Origin of the sequence: Streptomyces sp. NPDC127129 (assembly GCF_042671585.1) — a bacterium.
In the GTDB taxonomy this organism is placed as follows: domain Bacteria; phylum Actinomycetota; class Actinomycetes; order Streptomycetales; family Streptomycetaceae; genus Streptomyces.
The window spans coordinates 68,252-86,803 of record NZ_JBHXTV010000022.1 but is presented as its reverse complement, the minus strand read 5'-3'; the positions used below and the strand labels follow the sequence as shown (position 1 = coordinate 86,803).

At 72.1% G+C, this 18,552-nt stretch carries 15 protein-coding genes; 3 read left to right on the top strand and 12 right to left on the bottom strand.

The features are described from left to right. Nucleotides 1-64 precede the first annotated feature (64 nt). The 4 genes from ACFVGW_RS32705 to ACFVGW_RS32690 form a co-directional block, all read right to left on the bottom strand. Nucleotides 65-1,231, bottom strand: coding sequence for a thiolase domain-containing protein (locus ACFVGW_RS32705; RefSeq protein WP_352189251.1), 1,167 nt, complete (start codon nucleotides 1,229-1,231; stop codon nucleotides 65-67). Next, complete coding sequence (locus ACFVGW_RS32700) at nucleotides 1,224-2,300, bottom strand: thiolase domain-containing protein (RefSeq protein ID WP_383221760.1); 1,077 nt, start codon at nucleotides 2,298-2,300, stop codon at nucleotides 1,224-1,226. The genes ACFVGW_RS32705 and ACFVGW_RS32700 overlap by 8 nt, the downstream gene beginning before the upstream one ends. Then, on the bottom strand, nucleotides 2,297-3,256 hold the full coding sequence (locus ACFVGW_RS32695) for a Zn-ribbon domain-containing OB-fold protein (protein WP_385854503.1): 960 nt from the start codon (nucleotides 3,254-3,256) through the stop codon (nucleotides 2,297-2,299). The genes ACFVGW_RS32700 and ACFVGW_RS32695 overlap by 4 nt, the downstream gene beginning before the upstream one ends. Before the next feature lie 99 nt (nucleotides 3,257-3,355). Continuing rightward, nucleotides 3,356-4,156 carry a crotonase/enoyl-CoA hydratase family protein gene (locus ACFVGW_RS32690; RefSeq protein WP_383221763.1) on the bottom strand — a complete coding sequence of 267 codons (801 nt, stop codon included), beginning with the start codon at nucleotides 4,154-4,156 and terminating at the stop codon, nucleotides 3,356-3,358. A 176-nt stretch (nucleotides 4,157-4,332) separates the two neighbouring features. On the opposite strand from ACFVGW_RS32690, the gene ACFVGW_RS32685 reads away from it, so the two are divergent. Next, nucleotides 4,333-5,970, top strand: coding sequence for an acyl-CoA synthetase (locus ACFVGW_RS32685; RefSeq protein ID WP_385854502.1), 1,638 nt, complete (start codon nucleotides 4,333-4,335; stop codon nucleotides 5,968-5,970). Nucleotides 5,971-6,239: 269 nt separating this feature from the next. On the opposite strand, the gene ACFVGW_RS32680 is transcribed toward ACFVGW_RS32685, so the two are convergent. Beyond that, nucleotides 6,240-7,760, bottom strand: a complete 1,521-nt coding sequence (locus tag ACFVGW_RS32680; RefSeq protein WP_385854501.1) for an alpha/beta fold hydrolase — start codon at nucleotides 7,758-7,760, stop codon at nucleotides 6,240-6,242. A 101-nt stretch (nucleotides 7,761-7,861) separates the two neighbouring features. On the opposite strand from ACFVGW_RS32680, the gene ACFVGW_RS32675 reads away from it, so the two are divergent. After that, nucleotides 7,862-8,668 carry a pentapeptide repeat-containing protein gene (locus ACFVGW_RS32675; protein WP_385854500.1) on the top strand — a complete coding sequence of 269 codons (807 nt, stop codon included), beginning with the start codon at nucleotides 7,862-7,864 and terminating at the stop codon, nucleotides 8,666-8,668. Between the two features lie 59 nt (nucleotides 8,669-8,727). Here ACFVGW_RS32675 and ACFVGW_RS32670 read toward each other — a convergent pair whose 3' ends face one another. Beyond that, nucleotides 8,728-9,504 carry a GNAT family N-acetyltransferase gene (locus ACFVGW_RS32670; protein WP_385854499.1) on the bottom strand — a complete coding sequence of 259 codons (777 nt, stop codon included), beginning with the start codon at nucleotides 9,502-9,504 and terminating at the stop codon, nucleotides 8,728-8,730. A 142-nt stretch (nucleotides 9,505-9,646) separates the two neighbouring features. Then, on the bottom strand, nucleotides 9,647-10,462 hold the full coding sequence (locus ACFVGW_RS32665; protein ID WP_385854498.1) for a DUF4239 domain-containing protein: 816 nt from the start codon (nucleotides 10,460-10,462) through the stop codon (nucleotides 9,647-9,649). Nucleotides 10,463-10,623: 161 nt separating this feature from the next. Between ACFVGW_RS32665 and paaK the strand changes: the two genes are divergently transcribed. Beyond that, the gene (gene paaK, locus ACFVGW_RS32660) at nucleotides 10,624-11,913 is read left to right on the top strand and encodes a phenylacetate--CoA ligase PaaK (protein ID WP_385854497.1); all 1,290 of its coding nucleotides are present in this window, start codon (nucleotides 10,624-10,626) and stop codon (nucleotides 11,911-11,913) included. Between the two features lie 36 nt (nucleotides 11,914-11,949). On the opposite strand, the gene ACFVGW_RS32655 is transcribed toward paaK, so the two are convergent. The 5 genes from ACFVGW_RS32655 to ACFVGW_RS32635 form a co-directional block, all read right to left on the bottom strand. After that, on the bottom strand, nucleotides 11,950-13,452 hold the full coding sequence (locus ACFVGW_RS32655; RefSeq protein ID WP_385854496.1) for a fatty acyl-CoA synthetase: 1,503 nt from the start codon (nucleotides 13,450-13,452) through the stop codon (nucleotides 11,950-11,952). Nucleotides 13,453-13,590: 138 nt separating this feature from the next. Continuing rightward, the gene (locus ACFVGW_RS32650) at nucleotides 13,591-14,688 is read right to left on the bottom strand and encodes a calcium:proton antiporter (RefSeq protein WP_385854495.1); all 1,098 of its coding nucleotides are present in this window, start codon (nucleotides 14,686-14,688) and stop codon (nucleotides 13,591-13,593) included. Nucleotides 14,689-14,780: 92 nt separating this feature from the next. Continuing rightward, complete coding sequence (locus ACFVGW_RS32645; protein ID WP_385854494.1) at nucleotides 14,781-15,806, bottom strand: aldo/keto reductase; 1,026 nt, start codon at nucleotides 15,804-15,806, stop codon at nucleotides 14,781-14,783. 68 nt (nucleotides 15,807-15,874) lie between these two features. Continuing rightward, the gene (locus ACFVGW_RS32640; protein WP_385854493.1) at nucleotides 15,875-17,422 is read right to left on the bottom strand and encodes an acyl-CoA synthetase; all 1,548 of its coding nucleotides are present in this window, start codon (nucleotides 17,420-17,422) and stop codon (nucleotides 15,875-15,877) included. Further along, the gene (locus ACFVGW_RS32635; protein WP_385854492.1) at nucleotides 17,419-18,528 is read right to left on the bottom strand and encodes an NAD(P)H-dependent flavin oxidoreductase; all 1,110 of its coding nucleotides are present in this window, start codon (nucleotides 18,526-18,528) and stop codon (nucleotides 17,419-17,421) included. Before ACFVGW_RS32635 ends, ACFVGW_RS32640 begins: the two co-directional genes overlap by 4 nt. Nucleotides 18,529-18,552 lie beyond the last annotated feature (24 nt).

The following is an 18,552-nucleotide window of genomic DNA, read 5'->3' as shown; positions in this document are numbered from 1 at the left end:
CGCATAGCGCAACGTCGTCGTTCCGGGGCTCAGGGTAGCGAGGGGGAGCGGGCGCCGACAGACCTCACGCGCCGGGCGGACGGTCGCCCACGAGCCACATGGCGAAGAACTGGGCGCCCCCTCCGTACGCGTGCCCGAGCGCTCTGCGTGCGCCCTCCACCTGATGCTCGCCCGCCTGCCCGCGCACCTGCAGCGCGGCCTCGGCGAAGCGGATCATGCCGGAGGCTCCGATGGGGTTGGTGGAGAGCACCCCGCCCGAGGGGTTCACCGGGAGGTCGCCGTCGAGTTCGGTCACGCCGGCCTCGGTCAGCTTCCAGCCCTCGCCCTCCTCGGCGAAGCCGAGGTTCTCCAGCCACATCGGCTCGTACCAGGAGAACGGGACGTACATCTCGACCGCGTCGATCTCGCGGCGCGGGTCGGTGATCCCGGCCTGCCGGTAGACGTCGGCGGCGCAGTCCTTGCCCGCCTGCGGCGAGACGAAGTCCTTCCCCGCGAAGAGCGTGGGCTCGCTGCGCATCGCGCCGCCGTGCACCCAGGCGGGCGGCCGGGGCGAACGCTCCGCGCCCGCCCGGTCGGTGAGGACCATCGCGCAGGCGCCGTCGGAGGACGGGCAGGTCTCGGAGTAGCGGATGGGGTCCCAGAGCATCGGCGAGGCCTGGACCTTCTCCAGGGTGATGTCGTGCTCGTGGAGGTGGGCGTACGGGTTCTTGAGCGCGTTGCGCCGGTCCTTGTACGCGACGAGGGAGCCGACGCTGTCCGGGGCGCCGGTGCGCCGCATGTAGGCGCGGACGTGCGGGGCGAAGAAGCCGCCCGCCCCGGCGAGCAGCGGCTGCTGGAAGGGGACGGGCAGGGAGAGACCCCACATGGCGTTGGATTCGGACTGTTTCTCGAAGGCGAGGGTCAGGACGGTGCGGTGGACGCGGGCCGCGACCAGGTTCGCGGCGACGAGTGCGGTGGACCCGCCGACGGAGCCGGCGGTGTGGACGCGGAGCATCGGTTTGCCGACCGCTCCGAGCGCGTCGGCGAGGTACAGCTCCGGCATCATCACGCCCTCGAAGAAGTCGGGGGCCTTGCCTATGACGACGGCGTCGATGTCCGCCCACGTCAGTCCGGCGTCCTCCAGGGCTCGCCGGGCGGCCTCGCGGACGAGTCCGGCGATCGACACGTCGTGCCGGGCGGCGACGTGCTTGGTCTGGCCGATCCCGACGACGGCCACGGGCTCTTTAGGCACGGGAGTCCCCTTCCAGAACGGCGACCAGGTTCTGCTGCAGGCAGGGCCCGGAGGTGGCGTGGGCGAGGGCGCGGTCGGAGGCGCCCCGGTGGATGCGGGCGGCGGCCTCGCCGAGGCGGATCAGGCCGGCGGCCATCATCGGGTTGGCGGCGAGCGCTCCGCCGGACGGGTTGACCCTCACGCTCTCGTCGAGGTCGAGGGCCCGGCGGAGCACGACCTCCTGGGAGGTGAAGGGCGCGTGCAGTTCGGCGGTGTCGACGGGCCGGTCGAAGACCCCGGCGCGTTCGGCGGCGAGGCGGGTGGAGGGCGAGTCGGTGAGGTCCCGTACGCCGAGCGAGTGGGCCTCGATGCGGTGGTCGATGCCGCGGATCCAGGCCGGGCGCTCGCACAGTTCCCGGGCCCGGTCGCCGACGGCGAGGATGACGGCGGCCGCCCCGTCGCCGACGGGCGGGCAGTCGCCGGTGCGCAGCGGTGCGACGCGGTACTCGCCCTGGTCTCGGGCGCCGGGCAGCTGGGCGTGCGGGTTGGCGGTGGCGTCCTGGCGGCTGCGGGCGGCGACGGCGGCCAGCGCGGGTTCGTCGGTGTGACCGGCGTCGATGAGCGCCTGCGCCTGGAGCGCGGCGAGGGCGACGCTGTCGGGCCAGAGCGGGGCGACGTAGTAGGGGTCGAGCTGCCGGGTGAGGACGTCGCGCACGGAGCCGGGTGAGGACTTGCCGTACGCGTAGACGAGCGCGGTGTCGGCCTCGCCCGTCAGCAGCTTCACCCAGGCCTCGTGGAGCGCCCAGGCACCGTCCATCTCGACGTGGGACTCGGAGATCGGCGGCCAGGCGCCGACGCCGTCGAGGGCCATGGTGAAGGAGAAGGCCCGTCCGGCGAGGTAGTCGGAGGAGCCGGAGCAGGTGAATCCGATGTCGGAGGTCCTCAGGCCCGTCTGGCGCAGCACGTCGTGGAGGACGGGCATGAGCATCTCGACCTCGGAGAGGTCGTCCGTGCGCCGCCGGTGGTCGGTCTGGGCGAAGGCGACGATCGCCACCTCGCGGTCCGGTCGGTCCGATCGGTCCGGCGTCACAGCAGCTCCTTGTACGTGTCGTAGTCGGCGTCGGGTTCGCCGGTGGGCCGGTAGTGATCGGGGAAGCGGCCGTCCTCGCTCCAGACGGGTTCGACCCGGAGCCCCATCCGGACCTGGTCGTAGGGGATGCCGCCGATCCGGCCGTGGAGCGCGAGCCCGGCGCCGTCGAGGGCGATGTGGGCGTAGACGTACGGCACCTCGATGTCGAGGCCGCGGGCCTTGATGTTGACGATGCAGAAGGTGGTCACCGTGCCGCGCGGGCCGACCTCGACCCGTTCGGTGGTGGCCACGCCGCAGGTGGGGCAGGCGCCGCGGGGCGGGACGTAGACCTTGGTGCAGGACGGGCAGCGTTCGCCGACGGTCCGGTTCTCGGAGAGTGCGTGGAGATAGGCGGTCTGGGCGCGGCCGGGGCTGTACGTGTAGTCGAGCCGGGCTGCGGCGACGATGCCGGTGACGGGGTCGTCGAAGGTGCCGTCGTGATGGCGCGCCTCCGTCACGGCTTCGCCGTCGTACGGCTCGAAGCAGGCGATGTCGGTGATGGCGCCGGCCCGTTCGGGGGCCCAGCGGATCCTGACCCGCATCCCGGTGCTCACGGCTTCGGGCCCGGGCGCGTCCAGGGCGTGGAGGAGGGCGGTGTCGGCGCCGTCGAGCCGGACGAGGACCCAGGCGAAGGGGGTGGCCAGGGGCTGTCCGGGGCGGGGTTCGGGGTTCCAGGCCCAGGTCGTGACGGTGCCGGCGACGCCGACCTCGACGAGTTCGCGGAGTTCGGCGGCGGTGACGGGGTCGTACTCGACGGGCGGGACGAGCACGCGCCCGTCCTCGGCCCGGACGCCGAGCACGGTCTCTTCGCGCAGCCCGGTCAGGAAGGCGGACTGCACGGGCCCGAGGGACCGGGTGAAGGGGAACTCGACGACGAGGGGCGCGCGGAGGGTGTCCGGCGCGGGGGCGACTGACATGGGGCTCCTTGGTCGGGGGACGAGGGCGGGTGAGAATCCGGCCCCGCCGGCGTGTGAGGGGCGGGCTCCGGGGCGGAGCCCCGGTCCGCGCGAGGGAGGTCACTCCCGGCGGTACACCGGCGGGCGTTTCTCCGCGAACGCCCGCGCCCCCTCCTTCGCGTCCGCCGTCTCGAAGATCGGCCAGCCGCGCTTCAGTTCCGCCGCCAGCCCCTCCCCTTCGGTCATCTCCGCCGTCTCGTACACCGACGCCTTCACCGCCTCGACCGCGAGCGGCCCGCAGGCGTTGATCTGTTCGGCGACGGACAGGGCTGCTTCGAGTGCGGTCCCGTCGGGGACGACGCGGCCGACGAGTCCGATCCGGGCTGCCTCCTCCGCGCCGTACGGACGGCCGGTGAGGAGCATCTCCAGTGCGTGGGTCCGCGCGATCTGACGGGGCAGCCGGACCGTCGAGCCACCGATCGGGAACAGCCCCCGCTTCACCTCGAAGAGCCCGAACGTCGCGGTGGCACCCGCGATGCGGATGTCGGTGCCCTGGAGGATCTCGGTGCCGCCCGCGACGCAGTACCCCTCGACGGCGGCGATGACGGGCTTGCGGGGGCGGTGGTGGCGCAGCATCGCCTTCCAGTGCAGATCGGGGTCGGCCTTCATCCGGTCCCGGTACCGCTCGCCCTCCATCCCCTTGCCCGCCAGCGCCTTGAGGTCCATCCCGGCGCAGAAGGAGCCACCTGCGCCGGTGAGGACGACGGAGCGGACCGTGTCGTCGGCGTCGGCCTCCAGCCAGCCGTCGTAGAGCCCGACGAGCATGGGCAGTGAGAGCGCGTTCTTGGCCTCAGGCCGGTTGAGCGTGAGCACGAGTGTGGCGCCTTCGCGCTGCACGGTGAGGTGTTCTGTCCCACCCATGACGTTCTCCCGTCTCCAGACCTAGAACAGGTTGCAGGAGGTGCGGGTCCAGTTCAATAGTTTCCTGACACTCAGTCAGATTCTTCTGCGCGACCCCTTCCCACCTCCGCCGCCCGGCGCTCTAATGACCGCCGAGTCAGTTCGGGCCCGGACGACCAGCGAGGTCAGGAGGAACGGTGGAGTACAACCTTGCCGACCTGTTCGAATCGGTCGTGGACGTGGTCCCGGAGCGCGAGGCGCTCGTCTACGTCGACCACCCGGGCACGGGGGCGGAGCGCCGGCTCACGTACGCGGAGCTGGACACCGCCGCCAACCGTCTCGCCCACCATCTGACCGACGCCGGGATCCGGCCGGGCGAACACCTGGGCCTCCACCTCTACAACGGGATCGAGTACCTGCAGACCGTCCTGGCCTGCCTCAAGGCACGGATCGTCCCGGTCAACGTGAACTACCGCTATGTGGAGGAGGAGCTGGTCTACCTCTACACGGACGCCGATCTGGCCGCCCTCGTCTTCGACGCCGAGTTCAGCGGACGGGTCGCGGGCGCGCTGCCGCAGACGGAGAAGCTGCGGCACCTCGTGCGGGTGGGGACCCCTCCCGAGGACGCGCCCGCGCTCGACTGCGTGCCGTTCACGGAGGCGGAGGCGGCCGGTTCGCCGGAACGGGGCTTCGCCCCACGCTCCGCCGACGACCTCTTCATCATCTACACCGGCGGTACGACGGGGATGCCGAAGGGGGTCATGTGGCGCCAGGAGGACCTCTTCTTCGCCGGGCTCTTCGGCGGCGACCCGGCGGGCGAGCCGGTCAAGCGGCCGGAGGAGCTGGCCGAACGCGTGGCGGCGGGCGGCTCGGGGATCACGTTCTTCCCCGCTCCCCCGCTGATGCACGGAACCTCGACGCTGACCTCGTTCATCGCCTTCAACTACGGCCAGCGGGTGGTGATCCACCGCAAGTACGCGCCCGAGGAGGTGCTCCGGACGATCGAGAAGGAGAAGGTCTCCAGCGTGTCGCTGGTGGGTGACGCCATGCTCAGGCCGCTGATCGACGCGCTCCACGGCCCGCTCAAGGGCACGGACCTCTCCTCCCTCTTCAGCGTCTCCTCGTCCGGGGCGATCATGTCGGAGACGGTACGGGCGCAGTTCCAGGCGCTCGTGCCCGACGTCCTGCTCCTGAACAACTTCGGCTCCTCCGAGTCCGGCTCCAACGGCAAGGCGACGGACGACTCGGGTCCGGAGAAGGGCTTCCGACTGGAGGTCAACGAGCGGACGCGGGTGGTCGACCCGGCGACGTACGCGGAGGTCGCGGTCGGCGAGGTGGGGCGTCTCGCCCAGCGTGGCCATGTGCCCCTCGGCTACTACAACGACCCGGCGAAGACGGCCGAGACCTTCTTCCAGAAGGACGACGAGCGGTGGGTTCTGCTCGGCGACATGGCGACCGTCGACGAGCACGGCATCGTCACGGTCCTCGGCCGCGGCTCTCAGTGCATCAACACGGGCGGTGAGAAGGTCTATCCGGAGGAGGTCGAGCAGGCGCTGAAGTCCCATCCGGACGTGTACGACGCACTGGTCGCCGGCGTTCCCGACGCGAAGTGGGGCAACCATGTGGCGGCCGTCGTCCAGCTGCGCGCCGGGGCCCCCGCGCTCGACCTGGAGACCGTCCAGACCCATTGCCGTACCCGGCTCGCCGGCTACAAGATCCCCCGCCAGCTCGTGATCGCCGACCGCATCGAGCGCTCTCCCAGCGGCAAGGCGGACTACCGCTGGGCCCGCTCGGTCGCCGCCGCCGAGGACACCGGGGCCCCCTCACACCCCTGAGCGACGACGCGGCGCCCCGGGGCCCGCTCCCCCGGGACGCCGCGTCGTCCCAGGCCCCGCGAGCGCCCCGTGGCGCCCTGGGCGGCCCGCGAGCGCGCCATCGCGCCCGGGGCCCCCGCCTCACTCTCGGACACGTGTCCGCGATCCCGACGGCGCTCACGGTCACCGGAGCGGGTCGTCTCCTCATCGGGACCCGCGACGGCCGCGTTCTCGTCTGTCACCCCCGCACGTGATGCCTGTTCGACCTCGACCGCCGTCCACAACGCGCGTCAGATGCCGAACTCCCTCAGCGCGGCGAGGAATTCGACCGGTCGGGACGTGTGGATCTCGTGGCCCGTCCCGATCGTGACGAGGTGGCCCTCGGGCAGGCGGTCCGCCATCCAGAGCAGCCGCTCCTGCGCGAGATGGCTGCTCTCGCCGCCGGCCACGATCAGGGTCGGGGAGGTGATATCGGCGACGCCCTCGCGCCAGGCGGGGTCCGGCTCGTTCAGCTGGGCGTTCGTCGCGAGGACGACGTCCCAGTCCAGGACGGGGGGACCTTCGGGGCGGGCCGCGTGGCCGCGCGGCGGGTCCAGCGGGAAGAAGACGGGCGCCTCCTCCAGGACCAGCCGGCCGACCAGGCCCGGTTCGTCCATGGCGAGGAGGTAGGCCGCGGCGCCGCCCATCGAGTGGGCGACGACGTCGGCGCCGCCGAGATCCAGCGCCTTCATGAACCCGCGCAGCTCGTCCCGGAACACGTCGAAGCCGTAGGGGCCGGTCCAGTCGCTGAGACCGTGCCCGCGCAGGTCGACGGCGTACACGCGGCGGTCGCCGGCCAGCCCCTCGGCGATCCTCGTCCAGTCGGCGCTGTTCCCGCCGCGCCCGTGGACCAGTACGACGGGCGGGGCGCACTCCTCGCCCCACACCCGGTACGCGAGGCGTACGCCGTCCACGGCGACCGTGCGCACCTCCGGGTCGAGGAACGCGGCGACCGGGCGGGCGAAAGCGCCCGCGTCGTCCACCCACGGGAAGTGCCCCGCACCGCGCTGGACGGCCACCTCGGCGTGCGGGAAGCACTCCGCGAGCTCCGCCGCCCGCGCCGGGGACGGGCCGCCGTCGTACTCCCCCGCCAGGATCAGGACCGGCGCGGTGAGGGCGGTCAGCGCCGCCCGGGTCGTCCCGGGGTCGAAGGCACCGGGTGCGTAGTAGGCGGCCGCCGCGTCCCAGTGGATCTCGTCGGTCATCGCGGCGGCGTGGGCCCGGGCGGCCTCGTCCCACCGTCCGTAGGCGAAGGGGGCGGCGATCTCCATGACCCGCGCCATGGGTGTGCCGGGGCCGATCGTCGCGAGGGCGGCCCGCGCCCCGGCGTACCAGGGCTGGTCGGCGAAGACCTCGCCGGCCCTGTCCCACTCCTCGTCCGTGATGTCGATGCCCACCGCCCTCGTGCCCGGGGTGACCAGGACGAGGGAGCGGACCCGCTCGGGGTGCGCCGCCGCGTACAGCGTGGCCAGGTTCCCCGCGGCCGAGTGGCCGAGCAGGTCGACGCGGTCCAGGCCGAGGTGGAGCCGGAGCGCCTCGACGTCCGCCACCTGCCGGTCGCAGCGGTACGAGGCGGGGTCCGCGGGAGCGGCGCTGGCGCCGGTGCCGCGGAGATGGAGCACGATCAGCCTGCGACGCGCGGCGAGGCCGCCGAGCTCGCCGAAGTAGGTGGCATCGCGCATGGGGCCGCCGGGCAGACAGACGAGCGGCTCACCGTCCCCTCGTACGTCATAGGCGAGTTCGGTCCCGTCGTACGTCGTGAAGGTCGGCATGGCACCGATCGTCGGCGAGGCCCGATGATCTTCGCAACCGATTTCACCCACGGCGCGATACGGTGGGTGTCCACCCCCGCCGACGAAGGATCAGCACACCCATGCCCGAGACCCTCCGAGGCGACTGCGCCCACTGCTTCGGACTCTGCTGCGTCGCGCTCCCCTTCGCGAAGTCCGCGGACTTCGCGGTGAACAAGTCCTCCGGCGAGCCGTGCCGGAACCTCCAGGAGGACTTCCGCTGCGGCATCCACACCAGGCTGCGGCCGAGCGGGTTCTCGGGGTGCACGGTGTACGACTGCTTCGGGGCGGGCCAGAAGGTCTCCCAGGTCACCTTCCACGGGGTGTCCTGGCGCGAGGCGCCGGAGACCTCACGGCAGATGTACGAGGTGTTCCCCGTCATGCGCCAGCTCCACGAGCTGCTGCGCTACCTCACCGAGGCCCTCGCCCGGCCCGCCGCCGGTCCGGTCCACGGCGAGCTGCGGGGTGCCCTGGCCCGGGTGGAGCGGCTGACGGAGGGGTCGGCGGACGCCCTGGAGAAGCTCGACGTCGCCGCCGTGCGCGGCGAGGTCAACCCGCTCCTCCTGAGGACGAGCGCGCTGGTGCGGGCGACGGCGGGCGGCAAGGCCAGGAGCCGGCGGGGCGCGGACCTGATCGGGGCACGGCTCAGGGGGGCCGGGCTGCGGGGCGCGGACCTGCGCGGCGCTCTGCTGATCGCCGCCGACCTGACGGGCGCGGATCTGTCCCTCGCCGATCTGATCGGCGCCGATCTGCGGGACGCCGATCTGTCCGGGGCGGACCTCACCGGCGCCCTGTTCCTCACCCAGCCGCAGCTGAACGCGGCCCGCGGCGACGCCACGACCCGCCTGCCGGACGGCTTCGAGCGCCCCGCCCACTGGGGACGCCCCTAGGCCACCGGGCCGTGGTACCCGGCGTGATCCGCACGACAGGCCCTGGGGCGCAACACGCCCTAGGGGACGTACAGGTACGGCGTGGTCGTCGTAAGGGCGCCGAAGCCCAGGCGCTCGAGGATGGGCCGGCTCGTCTCGGCCGCGTCGACCTGGACGAAGCGGTGTCCTCGTTCCAGGGCGATCCTCGTACGGAAGGCGACGAGCGCCCGGTACAGGCCCTTGCCGCGCCAGGGCTCGACCGTGCCGCCGCCCCACAGGCCGGCGAAGTCCGTGCCGGGGTAGAGCTCGAGGCGCGCGGCGCTGACGGGTTCGTCGCCGGCCATGGCGAGTACGGCGGCGACGGTGTCGGGCGTGGCGGCCAGCTGGTCGAGGAGCTGGCGGCCGAAGTGGGAGCTGTCGCCGCCGAAGGCCCGGTCGTGGACCTCGGTCACCAGCTTCACGCCTGCCGCGTCGGTGACGGGGACCAGCTCGACGCCTTCGGGAAGGTCCACGGAGGTGGGCAGCGTGGCCGCCTCGGCGACCATCAGGGTCTCCGGATCCTCGGCGGTGAAGCCGGCGGCGAGCAGGCGCGCGACGAGGTCGGCCGGGCCGTCGTGTCCGTACACCTTCCACTCGAAGGGCAGGCCGTGCTCGGTGAAGTGCCGGATCTGTCCGGCGATGGCCTCATCGGCGTCCGTCTCCTGGAGACCGGACCAGAGGACGCCGTTCCAGGCATGGGCCGGGCCGGTCTGCCGGACGACCCGGCCGTCGCGCTCCACCCGGGCGCCGGGCCCGTCGGGGCGGGCGCCGAGGCGCAGCTGACGGTCGAAGAGGGCGCGTAGCGCTGCGTGGTCCATGCACGGCACTCCAGCAGCCGTGCCGGGACGCGGCAAGTGGATTTCCGCGCCCCGACGAGCCGGGAGGGGTGAGCCGGCGGTCAGGCCCGCGGACGCACTTCGACGTTCTCTAGTCCGGGCGTCGTCGCACGACGGACGCCGCTCATCGCACGCCCGACGTCTCCCCGGCGGGCTCCCAGAACTGCGCCAGCGCGCCTTCCCGGTACGGAGCGGGGCTGACGCTCAGCTCCCCCGCGAAGGGCCGGTCGAGGACGACGACCAGGAGGAGGCTGAAGCCGATGAGCGCCGCCACCGCCGCGACGAACAGCATCTGCATCCGCCGGCTCCGCATCCCGTAGAGGAAGGTCAGCGGGATGATCACCAGCGCGCCGCCGACGGCGAGGACCTGGAGGAGCGGCGGAAGTTGCTGGCCGGCCATGGTGAGGCGGGCCCGGCGGTCACCGGCCACCTCGTCCAGCGTGGCGACGGCCTGCGCGTAGAAGGCCTTCTGCGACTCGGTGACGGGCTCGTACGCCTGCAGGGCGTCGTACAGCTCCTCGAGTCTCCGCCCCGTGACGGAGTAGTCCGCGATGCCCTCCCGCATGAGCGGCCACTGCACCTCGACGACGGTGTGCACATAGCCGGAGGCCGCCGCGTTCACCCGGGCCTGCTCCGCGGGCGGAAAGGCGCGGGCGTCCCGCACGATCAGCGCGACGCCGGTGGCCTCGGCCGCGACGACGTTCTGGGTGTTCTCCATCTGGGTCCACAGCGTGACGATCACGAAGGCGAGGATGATCCCGTAGATGGCACCGAACATCCCGAGGACGACGCCCACCATGTCGTTGTGCTCGCCGTCGGCGAGCCGGGGATGTCTGCGGCGCAGCAGGACGCTGCCGGTGAGTGCCGCGAGGACCGTGCCGCCGACGATCAGGGCGGCGAGGCTGAGGGTTCCGAGGTGGTTGAGCAGCCAGAGAATCACGATCACCGAGCGTAGGGGCACGATCACGGGATCAGAAAATCGGCGCCACCCTCTTGCCATGGGCCGGGTCCGGCCGGATTTACTGACCTCGGCTACATCTACCGAATGATCGGTAGTCCGATTTCAGACGTTCAGGGCGTTCGGACGGGAGTGGGCGGCACATGACGGATCTGCTGGACAGCGGCGAACGGCTCGGACGCGCGGAGCTGGAGGCGCTCCAGCTGGAGCGGCTGCGCTCCACGCTGCGTCACGCGTACGAGAACGTGGGCTTCTACCGGCAGTCCTTCGACAAGGCGGGGCTGCACCCCGACGACTGCCGCTCACTGGCCGACCTCGCCCGCTTCCCCTTCACCGTCAAGACCGACCTGCGGGACCACTACCCCTTCGGGATGTTCGCGGTCGACCAGTCCGAGATCCGGCGCATCCACGCCTCCAGCGGGACCACGGGCCGGCCCACCGTGGTCGGCTACACCGAGCGCGACCTGGACACCTGGGCCGACGTGGTGGCCCGCTCGATCCGCGCGGCGGGCGGCAGGCCGGGGCACAAGGTCCATGTGGCGTACGGATACGGCCTGTTCACCGGCGGGCTCGGCGCGCACTACGGCGCGGAGCGGCTCGGCTGTACGGTCATCCCCGCCTCGGGCGGCATGACGGCCCGTCAAGTGCAGCTGATCCAGGACTTCAAGCCCGAGATCATCATGGTCACGCCCTCGTACATGCTCACCCTGCTCGACGAGTTCGAGCGGCAGGGCGTGGATCCGCGGACGACCTCGCTCAAGGTCGGGATCTTCGGCGCCGAACCGTGGACGGAGGCGATGCGCCGGGAGATCGAGGAGCGCTTCGCCATCGACGCCGTCGACATATACGGGCTCTCGGAGGTGATGGGCCCGGGGGTCGCGCAGGAGTGCGTGGAGACCAAGGACGGCCTGCACGTCTGGGAGGACCACTTCTACCCGGAGATCGTGGACCCGTTCACGGGAGAGGTGCTGCCGGACGGCGAGGAGGGCGAGCTGGTGTTCACCTCCCTCACGAAGGAGGCCATGCCCGTCGTCCGGTACCGCACCCGGGACCTGACCCGGCTGCTGCCGGGCACGGCACGGGTGTTCCGGCGCATGGAGAAGGTCACGGGCCGCAGCGACGACATGGTGATCCTGCGCGGGGTGAACCTCTTCCCCACCCAGATCGAGGAGATCGTCCTGCGGACGCCGGCGGTGGCCCCGCACTTCCAGCTGAAGCTGACCCGGGAGGGGCGGCTCGACGCGCTGACCGTACGGGCCGAGGCGCGCCCGGACGCCTCCCCCGAGCAGCGGGCGGAGGCTGCCCGGAGCATCGCGCAGGCGGTGAAGGACGGTGTCGGGGTCTCGGTCGGGGTCGAGGTGGTCGACCCCGAGACGCTGGAGCGGTCGGTGGGCAAGATCAAGCGGATCGTGGATCTGCGGGGCGGGCACTGACCGGCTCTCCGCAGAGGGAGCCGGTCGTCTACGCCGTCAGGAGGCGGCGAAGCGGTCGCGCAGCTCCCGCTTGAGGATCTTTCCGCTGGCGTTGCGGGGCAGCTCGTCCACGAAGAGGACCTTCTTCGGGGCCTTGAAGTGGGCGAGCTTCTCGCGGGCGTGGGCGAGGAGTTCGGCCTCGGTCACCTCGGCCGCACGGGGGACGACGACGGCCGTGACCGCCTCGATCCAGCGTTCGTCCGGCAGACCCACGACGGCGACCTCGGCGACGCCCGGATGGGTGTAGAGGGCGTCCTCGACCTGGCGTGAGGCGACCAGCACTCCCCCGGAGTTGATGACGTCCTTCACCCGGTCCACGACCGTGTAGTAGCCCTCCGCGTCGCGCACGGCGAGATCGCCCGAGCGGAACCAGCCCCCGCGGAAGGCGGCCCTGGTCTCCTCGTGCTTGTCCCAGTAGCCGTCGCACAGCTGCGGTGAGCGGTAGACGATCTCGCCGGGTGTGCCGTCGGGGACGTCCGCGCCGTGCTCGTCGACCACCTTGGCCTCGACGAACCGGACCGGCTTCCCGCAGGAGTCCATCCGGCCCTCGTGTTCGTCGGGGCCGAGGACGGTGGCGAGCGGACCGATCTCGCTCTGCCCGAAGCAGTTGTAGAAGCGCAGCCCGGGCAGTCGTTCGCGCAGCCGCTCCAGTACGGGCACGGGCATGATCGAGGCGCCGTAGTACGCCTTGCGCAGGGCGGAGAGGTCGCGGCCGGCGAACTCGGGGTGGTTGGACAGCCCGATCCACACGGTCGGCGGCGCGAAGAGGCTGTCGGCGCGGCCCGCCTCGACCAGGTCGAAGAGCGCCTTCGGATCGGGTCCGTCGACGATGGTGTTCTCGGCGCCGACCGCGAGGTAGGGCATCAGGAAGACGTGCATCTGCGCCGAGTGGTAGAGCGGCAGCGAGTGGACGGGCTTGTCGTCCTCGTGGAGGTCGAGGGCCTCGATGGCACTGGCGTACTCGTGGACCAGGGCACGGTGGGTCATCCGGGCGCCCTTGGGCAGGGCGGTGGTGCCGGAGGTGTAGAGCAGCTGGACGTACTCGCGGGCGTCGCGGTCGGTGTCGAAGGTGTCGGGCTCGGCGAGCGCCGCGAGGAAGGAGTCCTCGGTGTCCCGCAGGGCCCGCACCGCCAGGTCGGGCGGAACCCGGTCGGCGAGCGCGGGGTCCGCGAGGACCAGCGAACTGCCGGACTGGCGCAGGATGTAGTCGAGGTCGTCGCCGGTGAGGTGGTGGTTGACGGGAACGTGGATCAGATCCGCGCGGGAGCAGGCGAGGAAGGCGATGAGGTACGCGTCGGAGTTGTGGGCGTACGTCGCGACGCGGGCCCGCTCCTCCAGTCCGTACCGCTCGCGCAGCACGGCGGCCGCGGTGCTCACGGCCGCGTCCAGCTCGGCATAGGTCCAGGCGCGGTCCGCGTACCGCACGGCGATCCGCTCGGGGGTGCGCTGGGCGCTCATGCGCAGGACGCCGTCGACCGTCCGGGTGAGGAGTCGTTCCATGACGGGATCCTCGACGGCCCTGTGCGACGGGTCAAGTACCGGAGCCGGGACGGCGGGCCCGGGCGGCGGGCCGGGGGACGGCGGGCCGGGAGGGCTGGGCCGACGCCGCGTCACCGATCGCGCGTCACCGACCCCGCGTCAGGGGCTGAACGACAGGAAGACGAACGCGGCGAAGATCGCGAGGTGGACGCCGCCCTGGAGCAGGGTGGCGCGGCCGGGCACGACGGTCAGCGCGCTCACGACGGCGGTGAGCACGAGCAGCACCATGTGGACGGCTCCGACACCCAGGACCAGGGGTCCGGAGAGCCAGATCGAGGCGAGGGCGATCGCCGGGATGGTCAGGCCGATGCTGGCGATCGCGGAGCCGTAGGCGAGGTTGAGGCTGGTCTGCATCCGGTCCCGGCGCGCGGCGCGCACGGCGGCGAGCGTCTCGGGGAGCAGCACCATCAGGGCGATGATCACGCCGACGACGGCCTTCGGCAGGCCGGCCGACTCGACGCCGTCCTCGATGGTCGGCGAGATGATCTTGGCCAGGCCCACCACCGCGACGAGCGCCAGGAGGAGCAGTCCGAGGCTCGCCCCGGTCTCCCGGACGCTCGGCGGCTCGGCGTGGTCCTCCTCGGATTCGTGCCCGGGACGCGCGACGGGGAGGAAGTAGTCACGGTGCCGGAAGGTCTGGACGGCGACGAACACTCCGTACAGACAGAGCGAGGCGACGGCGGCGAAGACCAGTTGCGCCCCGGAGAACTCGGGGCCCGGGTGGCTGGTGGTGAAGGTCGGCAGGACCAGCGTCATCGTCGCCAGGGTGCAGACCGTGGCGACGGCGCCGCCGGACCCCTCGGCGTTGAAGACGGCGACGCGGTTGCGCAGGGCGCCGACGAGGAGGGAGAGGCCGACGATGCCGTTGCAGGTGATCATGACGGCCGCGAAGACGGTGTCGCGGGCGTAGGTGGAGGCCTTCTCTCCGCCGCCCGCCATCAGGGTGACGATCAGTCCGACCTCGATGATGGTGACGGCGACGGCGAGGACGAGCGAGCCGAAGGGCTCACCCACGCGGTGGGCGACGACCTCGGCGTGGTGGACGGCGGCCAGTACGGCGGCGAACAGACAGACCGCCACGACACCGACGACGAAGCCTGGCAGACCACGCCCCCACGTGAGCCCGAGGGCGACGGCCGCCAGGACCGGTCCCCACGTCGTCCACTGCCGCGCCAGCCCCGCCTCGCTCGAACTCATGCCCTGCATCCTGCCATATAGGAGACTTTCACCGACTTGCGGCCTATGCTCTCGACGGCCGGGGGACCGGCGGCGCATCGGGACGCCGGTGGTCAGCCGAGCTGTCGCCCGTCGACGTCCGGGAAGCTGTCGCCGAACACCCAGGGACTCGTCCCGTCGATGAAGTCGTGGGGGAAGCCGCGCGTGAACTCCGTCGCCGTCTCCAGCCGCTCGACGGTCTCCTGGGGCAGCGTGACGTCGAGTGCGCCGAGGTTGTCCTTGAGCTGGTCCGCCGAGCGGACGCCGACGATCGGGAGCACGGCCCGGGACCGGTGCCGCACCCAGGCGAGCGCGACCTGCGAGGCCGTGACTCCCAGGTCGTCGGCGGCGTCCTGCACCGCGCGCGCCACGGCGAGGTCCCGGTCGGAGAGGGAGTCGACGGAGTACCGCGAGGTCGCGCCCGGTCCGCCCGGCCGGGTGTACTTGCCGGACAGGACGCCGCCGGCCAGCGGACTCCAGGCGGTGACGCTCATGCCGAACGCCTCGGCCATCGGCAGCAGTTCGCGCTCGACGTCGCGCTGGAGGAGGCTGTACGGCACCTGAAGCCCCGCGAAGGGCTGCCAGCCGCGCCACTCCGCCAGGGTGTTGGCGCGGGAGACGAGCCAGGCGGGGGCGTCGGAGATGCCGACGTAGAGGACCTTGCCGGCTCGCACGGCGGCGTCGAGGGCGCTCATCGTCTCCTCGATCGGCGTGTGCCGGTCCCAGATGTGGACCCAGTAGACGTCGACGTAGTCCGTGCGCAGCCGCCTGAGGCTCGTCTCCAGGGAACGGACCAGGTTCTTGCGGTGGTTGCCGCCCGCGTTCGGGTCGGTGGCGTCGCGGGTGACGGTGTACTTGGTCCCCAGGACGAACCGGTCGCGGCGTCCTGCGAGCAGCTCGCCGAGGATCGTCTCGCTCTCGCCGCCCTGGTAGTTCACCGCCGTGTCGATGGCGTTGCCGCCCGCGTCGGCGTACAGATCGACGATCCGGCGCGCCTCTTCGGGCGAGGTGCCGACGCCGCCCTCCTCACCGAAGGTCATCGCGCCGAGCATCAGCTCGGACACGCGCAGGCCGGTTCGGCCGAAGAGTCGGTAGCGCACAGCGGGAACACACCTTCCGGGGCCGGAGCACGACAGTTCGACTGTACGTGACCCGGCCCGGTGGCCGCCTAGAGCGGGCGCTCGTGGCCCTCCCAGTAGGGCTCCCTGAGCCTGCGCTTGTAGAGCTTGCCGTTCGGATCCCGGGGCATGGCGGCGATGAAGTCCACCGACTTCGGGCGCTTGTAGCCGGCGAGGCGCTCTTCGCAGTGCGCCAGGATCTCCGCGGCCAGCGCGTCACCCTCCTCGTGGCCCTCGGCCGCCTCGACGACGGCCTTCACCTCCTCGCCCCAGTCGGCGTGCGGGATGCCGAAGGCCGCGGCGTCGGCGACCGCGGGATGGGTCAGGAGGGCCGACTCGATCTCGGCGGGATAGATGTTGACCCCGCCCGAGATGATCATGTCGATCTTGCGGTCGCGGAGGAAGAGGTAGCCGTCCTCGTCCAGGACGCCCAGATCGCCGACGGTGAAGAAGTCGCCGATGCGGTTCTTCGCCGTCTTCGCCTCGTCCTTGTGGTACGAGAAGCCGCCGGTGCTCATCTTCATGTAGACGGTGCCGAGTTCGCCGGGCGGGAGGCGGTTGCCGTCGTCGTCGAAGACGGCCAGTTCGCTGATGGGCCAGGCCTTGCCGACCGTGCCGGGCTTCTTCAGCCAGTCCTCGGCGGTGGCGAAGGCGCCGCCGCCCTCGCTGGCCGCGTAGTACTCCTCCACGCAGCTCCCCCACCAGTCGATCATCGCCCGTTTGACGTGGTCGGGGCAGGGCGCCGCGCCGTGGATGGCGTGGCGCATCGACGAGACGTCGTACCGGCTCCGTACCGCCTCGGGCAGTGCGAGCAGCCGGTGGAACTGGGTGGGGACCATGTGCGTGTGGGTGCAGGCGTGGGCGTCGATGAGCCGCAGCATCTCCTCGGGGGTCCACTTGTCCATGAGGACGAGCGGATGGCCGATGTGGAGCGCGGCGCCGGCGAACTGCAGCACGGCCGTGTGGTAGAGCGGCGAGCAGACGAGGTGCACGTTTCCGTCGAAGGGCCTGATCCCGAAGATGCCGAGGAAGCCTCCGAGGTACGTCTCCTCGGGGAGCTTGCCCGGCAGCGGGCGGCGGATGCCGCGGGGGCGGCCGGTGGTGCCGGAGGTGTAGTTCATGACCCAGCCGAGGGTGCGGTCCTCCGGGACGGACTCGGGTTGTCCGTCGAGGAGTTCGGCGTACGGCCGGAAGCCCGGCACGGCTCCCACGGCGTAGCGGTGCGTGGCGGGCAGGCCCGCCTCGTCGGCGGCGGCCGTCGCCGCGGGCCCGAACCGCTCGTGGGCGACGAGGACCTTGGCGCCGGAGTCCGCGACGATCCAGGCGATCTCGGGCCCGACGAGGTGGTGGTTGACGGGGACGAGGTAGAAGCCGGCCTGGGAGGCGGCGAGATGGGCGGTGAGGAACTCGACGCCGTTGGGCAGGACGACGGCGAAGGCGTCGCCCCGCTCCAGGCCGGCCGCGCGCAGTCCGTGGACCAGCCGGTTCACGTCGGCGTGGAGCCGTCCTGCCGTCCACTCCTCGCCGTCGGGTGCGATCAGCACCGTACGGGAGGGGTCGGCGGTGGCCTGGGACCAGAACCCGTTCGTCTCACTCACGAGGCACTCCGTCCGGCGATGCGGTTGATGCGGTCGACGGCCTTCTCGAACCCGCTGGTGAGCTCGTCGAAGACCTGCTGCACACTGCGCTCGGAATTCATCCGGCCGACGATCTGTCCGACCGGTGTGCCGAGCAGCGGCTCGACCTCGTACTTCTGGATACGGGAGACGGCCTCGGCGACCAGCAGTCCCTGGAGCGGCATCGGAAGCGTGCCGGGCCCCGCCGGGTCGTCCCAGGCGTCGGTCCACTCGGTGCGGAGCTGGCGGGCGGGCTTGCCGGTCAGGGCGCGGGAGCGGACGGTGTCGCCGGAGCCGGCGGCGAGGAGCTTGGCGGTCAGGGCGCGCGAGTGGAGGTCGGCCTCGGTGGTGGTGAGCCAGAGCGAGCCGAGCCAGACGCCCTGGGCGCCGAGCGCGAGCCCGGCGGCGATCTGCTCGCCGCTGCCGATGCCGCCCGCGGCGAGGACGGGCAGCGGGGAGACGGCGTCGACGACGTCGGGGGTGAGGACCATGGAGGCGATCTCGCCGGTGTGGCCCCCGGCCTCGTACCCCTGGGCGACGACGACGTCGATGCCGGCCTCGGCGTGGTGGCGGGCGTGCCGGGCGCTGCCCGCGAGCGCCGCGACGAGGACGTCGTGGTCGTGGGCGCGCCGGACGACATCGGCGGGCGGGGAGCCGAGGGCGTTGGCGAGGAGCTTGATGGGGTAGTCGAAGGCGACGTCGAGCTGGTTGCGGGCGACCTGCTCCATCCAGCCGGTGATGCGCCAGCCGGAGGCCTCGCCCGCGGCGAGTTCGGGGACGCCGTGCTTGGCGAGGGTGGTGCGGACGAACTCGCGGTGCCCTTCGGGGATCATTGCCTCGACGTCGGACTCGCTCACGCCCTCGACCTTCTTCGCGGGCATGACGACGTCGAGCCCGTACGGCAGTCCGTCGGTGTGGTCCTGCATCCAGTCGAGGTCGCGCGCGAGCTCGTCGGGCGCGGTGTACCGCACCGCGCCGAGGACGCCGAACCCGCCGGCTCTGGTGATGGCGGCGGCCACCGCGGGGAAGGGCGTGAAGCCGAAGATGGCGTGCTCGATCCCCAGTTTTTGGCTCAGCTCCGTCTTCATGGGCGGCAGGATGCCGCAGGGGAT

Excerpts from the sequence above, each read along its gene's own strand:
- ACFVGW_RS32675 (WP_385854500.1), top strand. The coding sequence starts at position 7,862 with ATGCCCGAGACCCTCCGAGGCGACTGCGCCCACTGCTTCGGACTCTGC.
- ACFVGW_RS32650 (WP_385854495.1), bottom strand. The coding sequence starts at position 14,688 with ATGAGTTCGAGCGAGGCGGGGCTGGCGCGGCAGTGGACGACGTGGGGA.
- ACFVGW_RS32690 (WP_383221763.1), bottom strand. The coding sequence starts at position 4,156 with ATGGGTGGGACAGAACACCTCACCGTGCAGCGCGAAGGCGCCACACTC.
- ACFVGW_RS32655 (WP_385854496.1), bottom strand. The coding sequence starts at position 13,452 with ATGGAACGACTCCTCACCCGGACGGTCGACGGCGTCCTGCGCATGAGC.
- ACFVGW_RS32670 (WP_385854499.1), bottom strand. The coding sequence starts at position 9,504 with ATGGACCACGCAGCGCTACGCGCCCTCTTCGACCGTCAGCTGCGCCTC.
- paaK (WP_385854497.1), top strand. The coding sequence starts at position 10,624 with ATGACGGATCTGCTGGACAGCGGCGAACGGCTCGGACGCGCGGAGCTG.
- ACFVGW_RS32680 (WP_385854501.1), bottom strand. The coding sequence starts at position 7,760 with ATGCCGACCTTCACGACGTACGACGGGACCGAACTCGCCTATGACGTA.
- ACFVGW_RS32635 (WP_385854492.1), bottom strand. The coding sequence starts at position 18,528 with ATGAAGACGGAGCTGAGCCAAAAACTGGGGATCGAGCACGCCATCTTC.
- ACFVGW_RS32695 (WP_385854503.1), bottom strand. The coding sequence starts at position 3,256 with ATGTCAGTCGCCCCCGCGCCGGACACCCTCCGCGCGCCCCTCGTCGTC.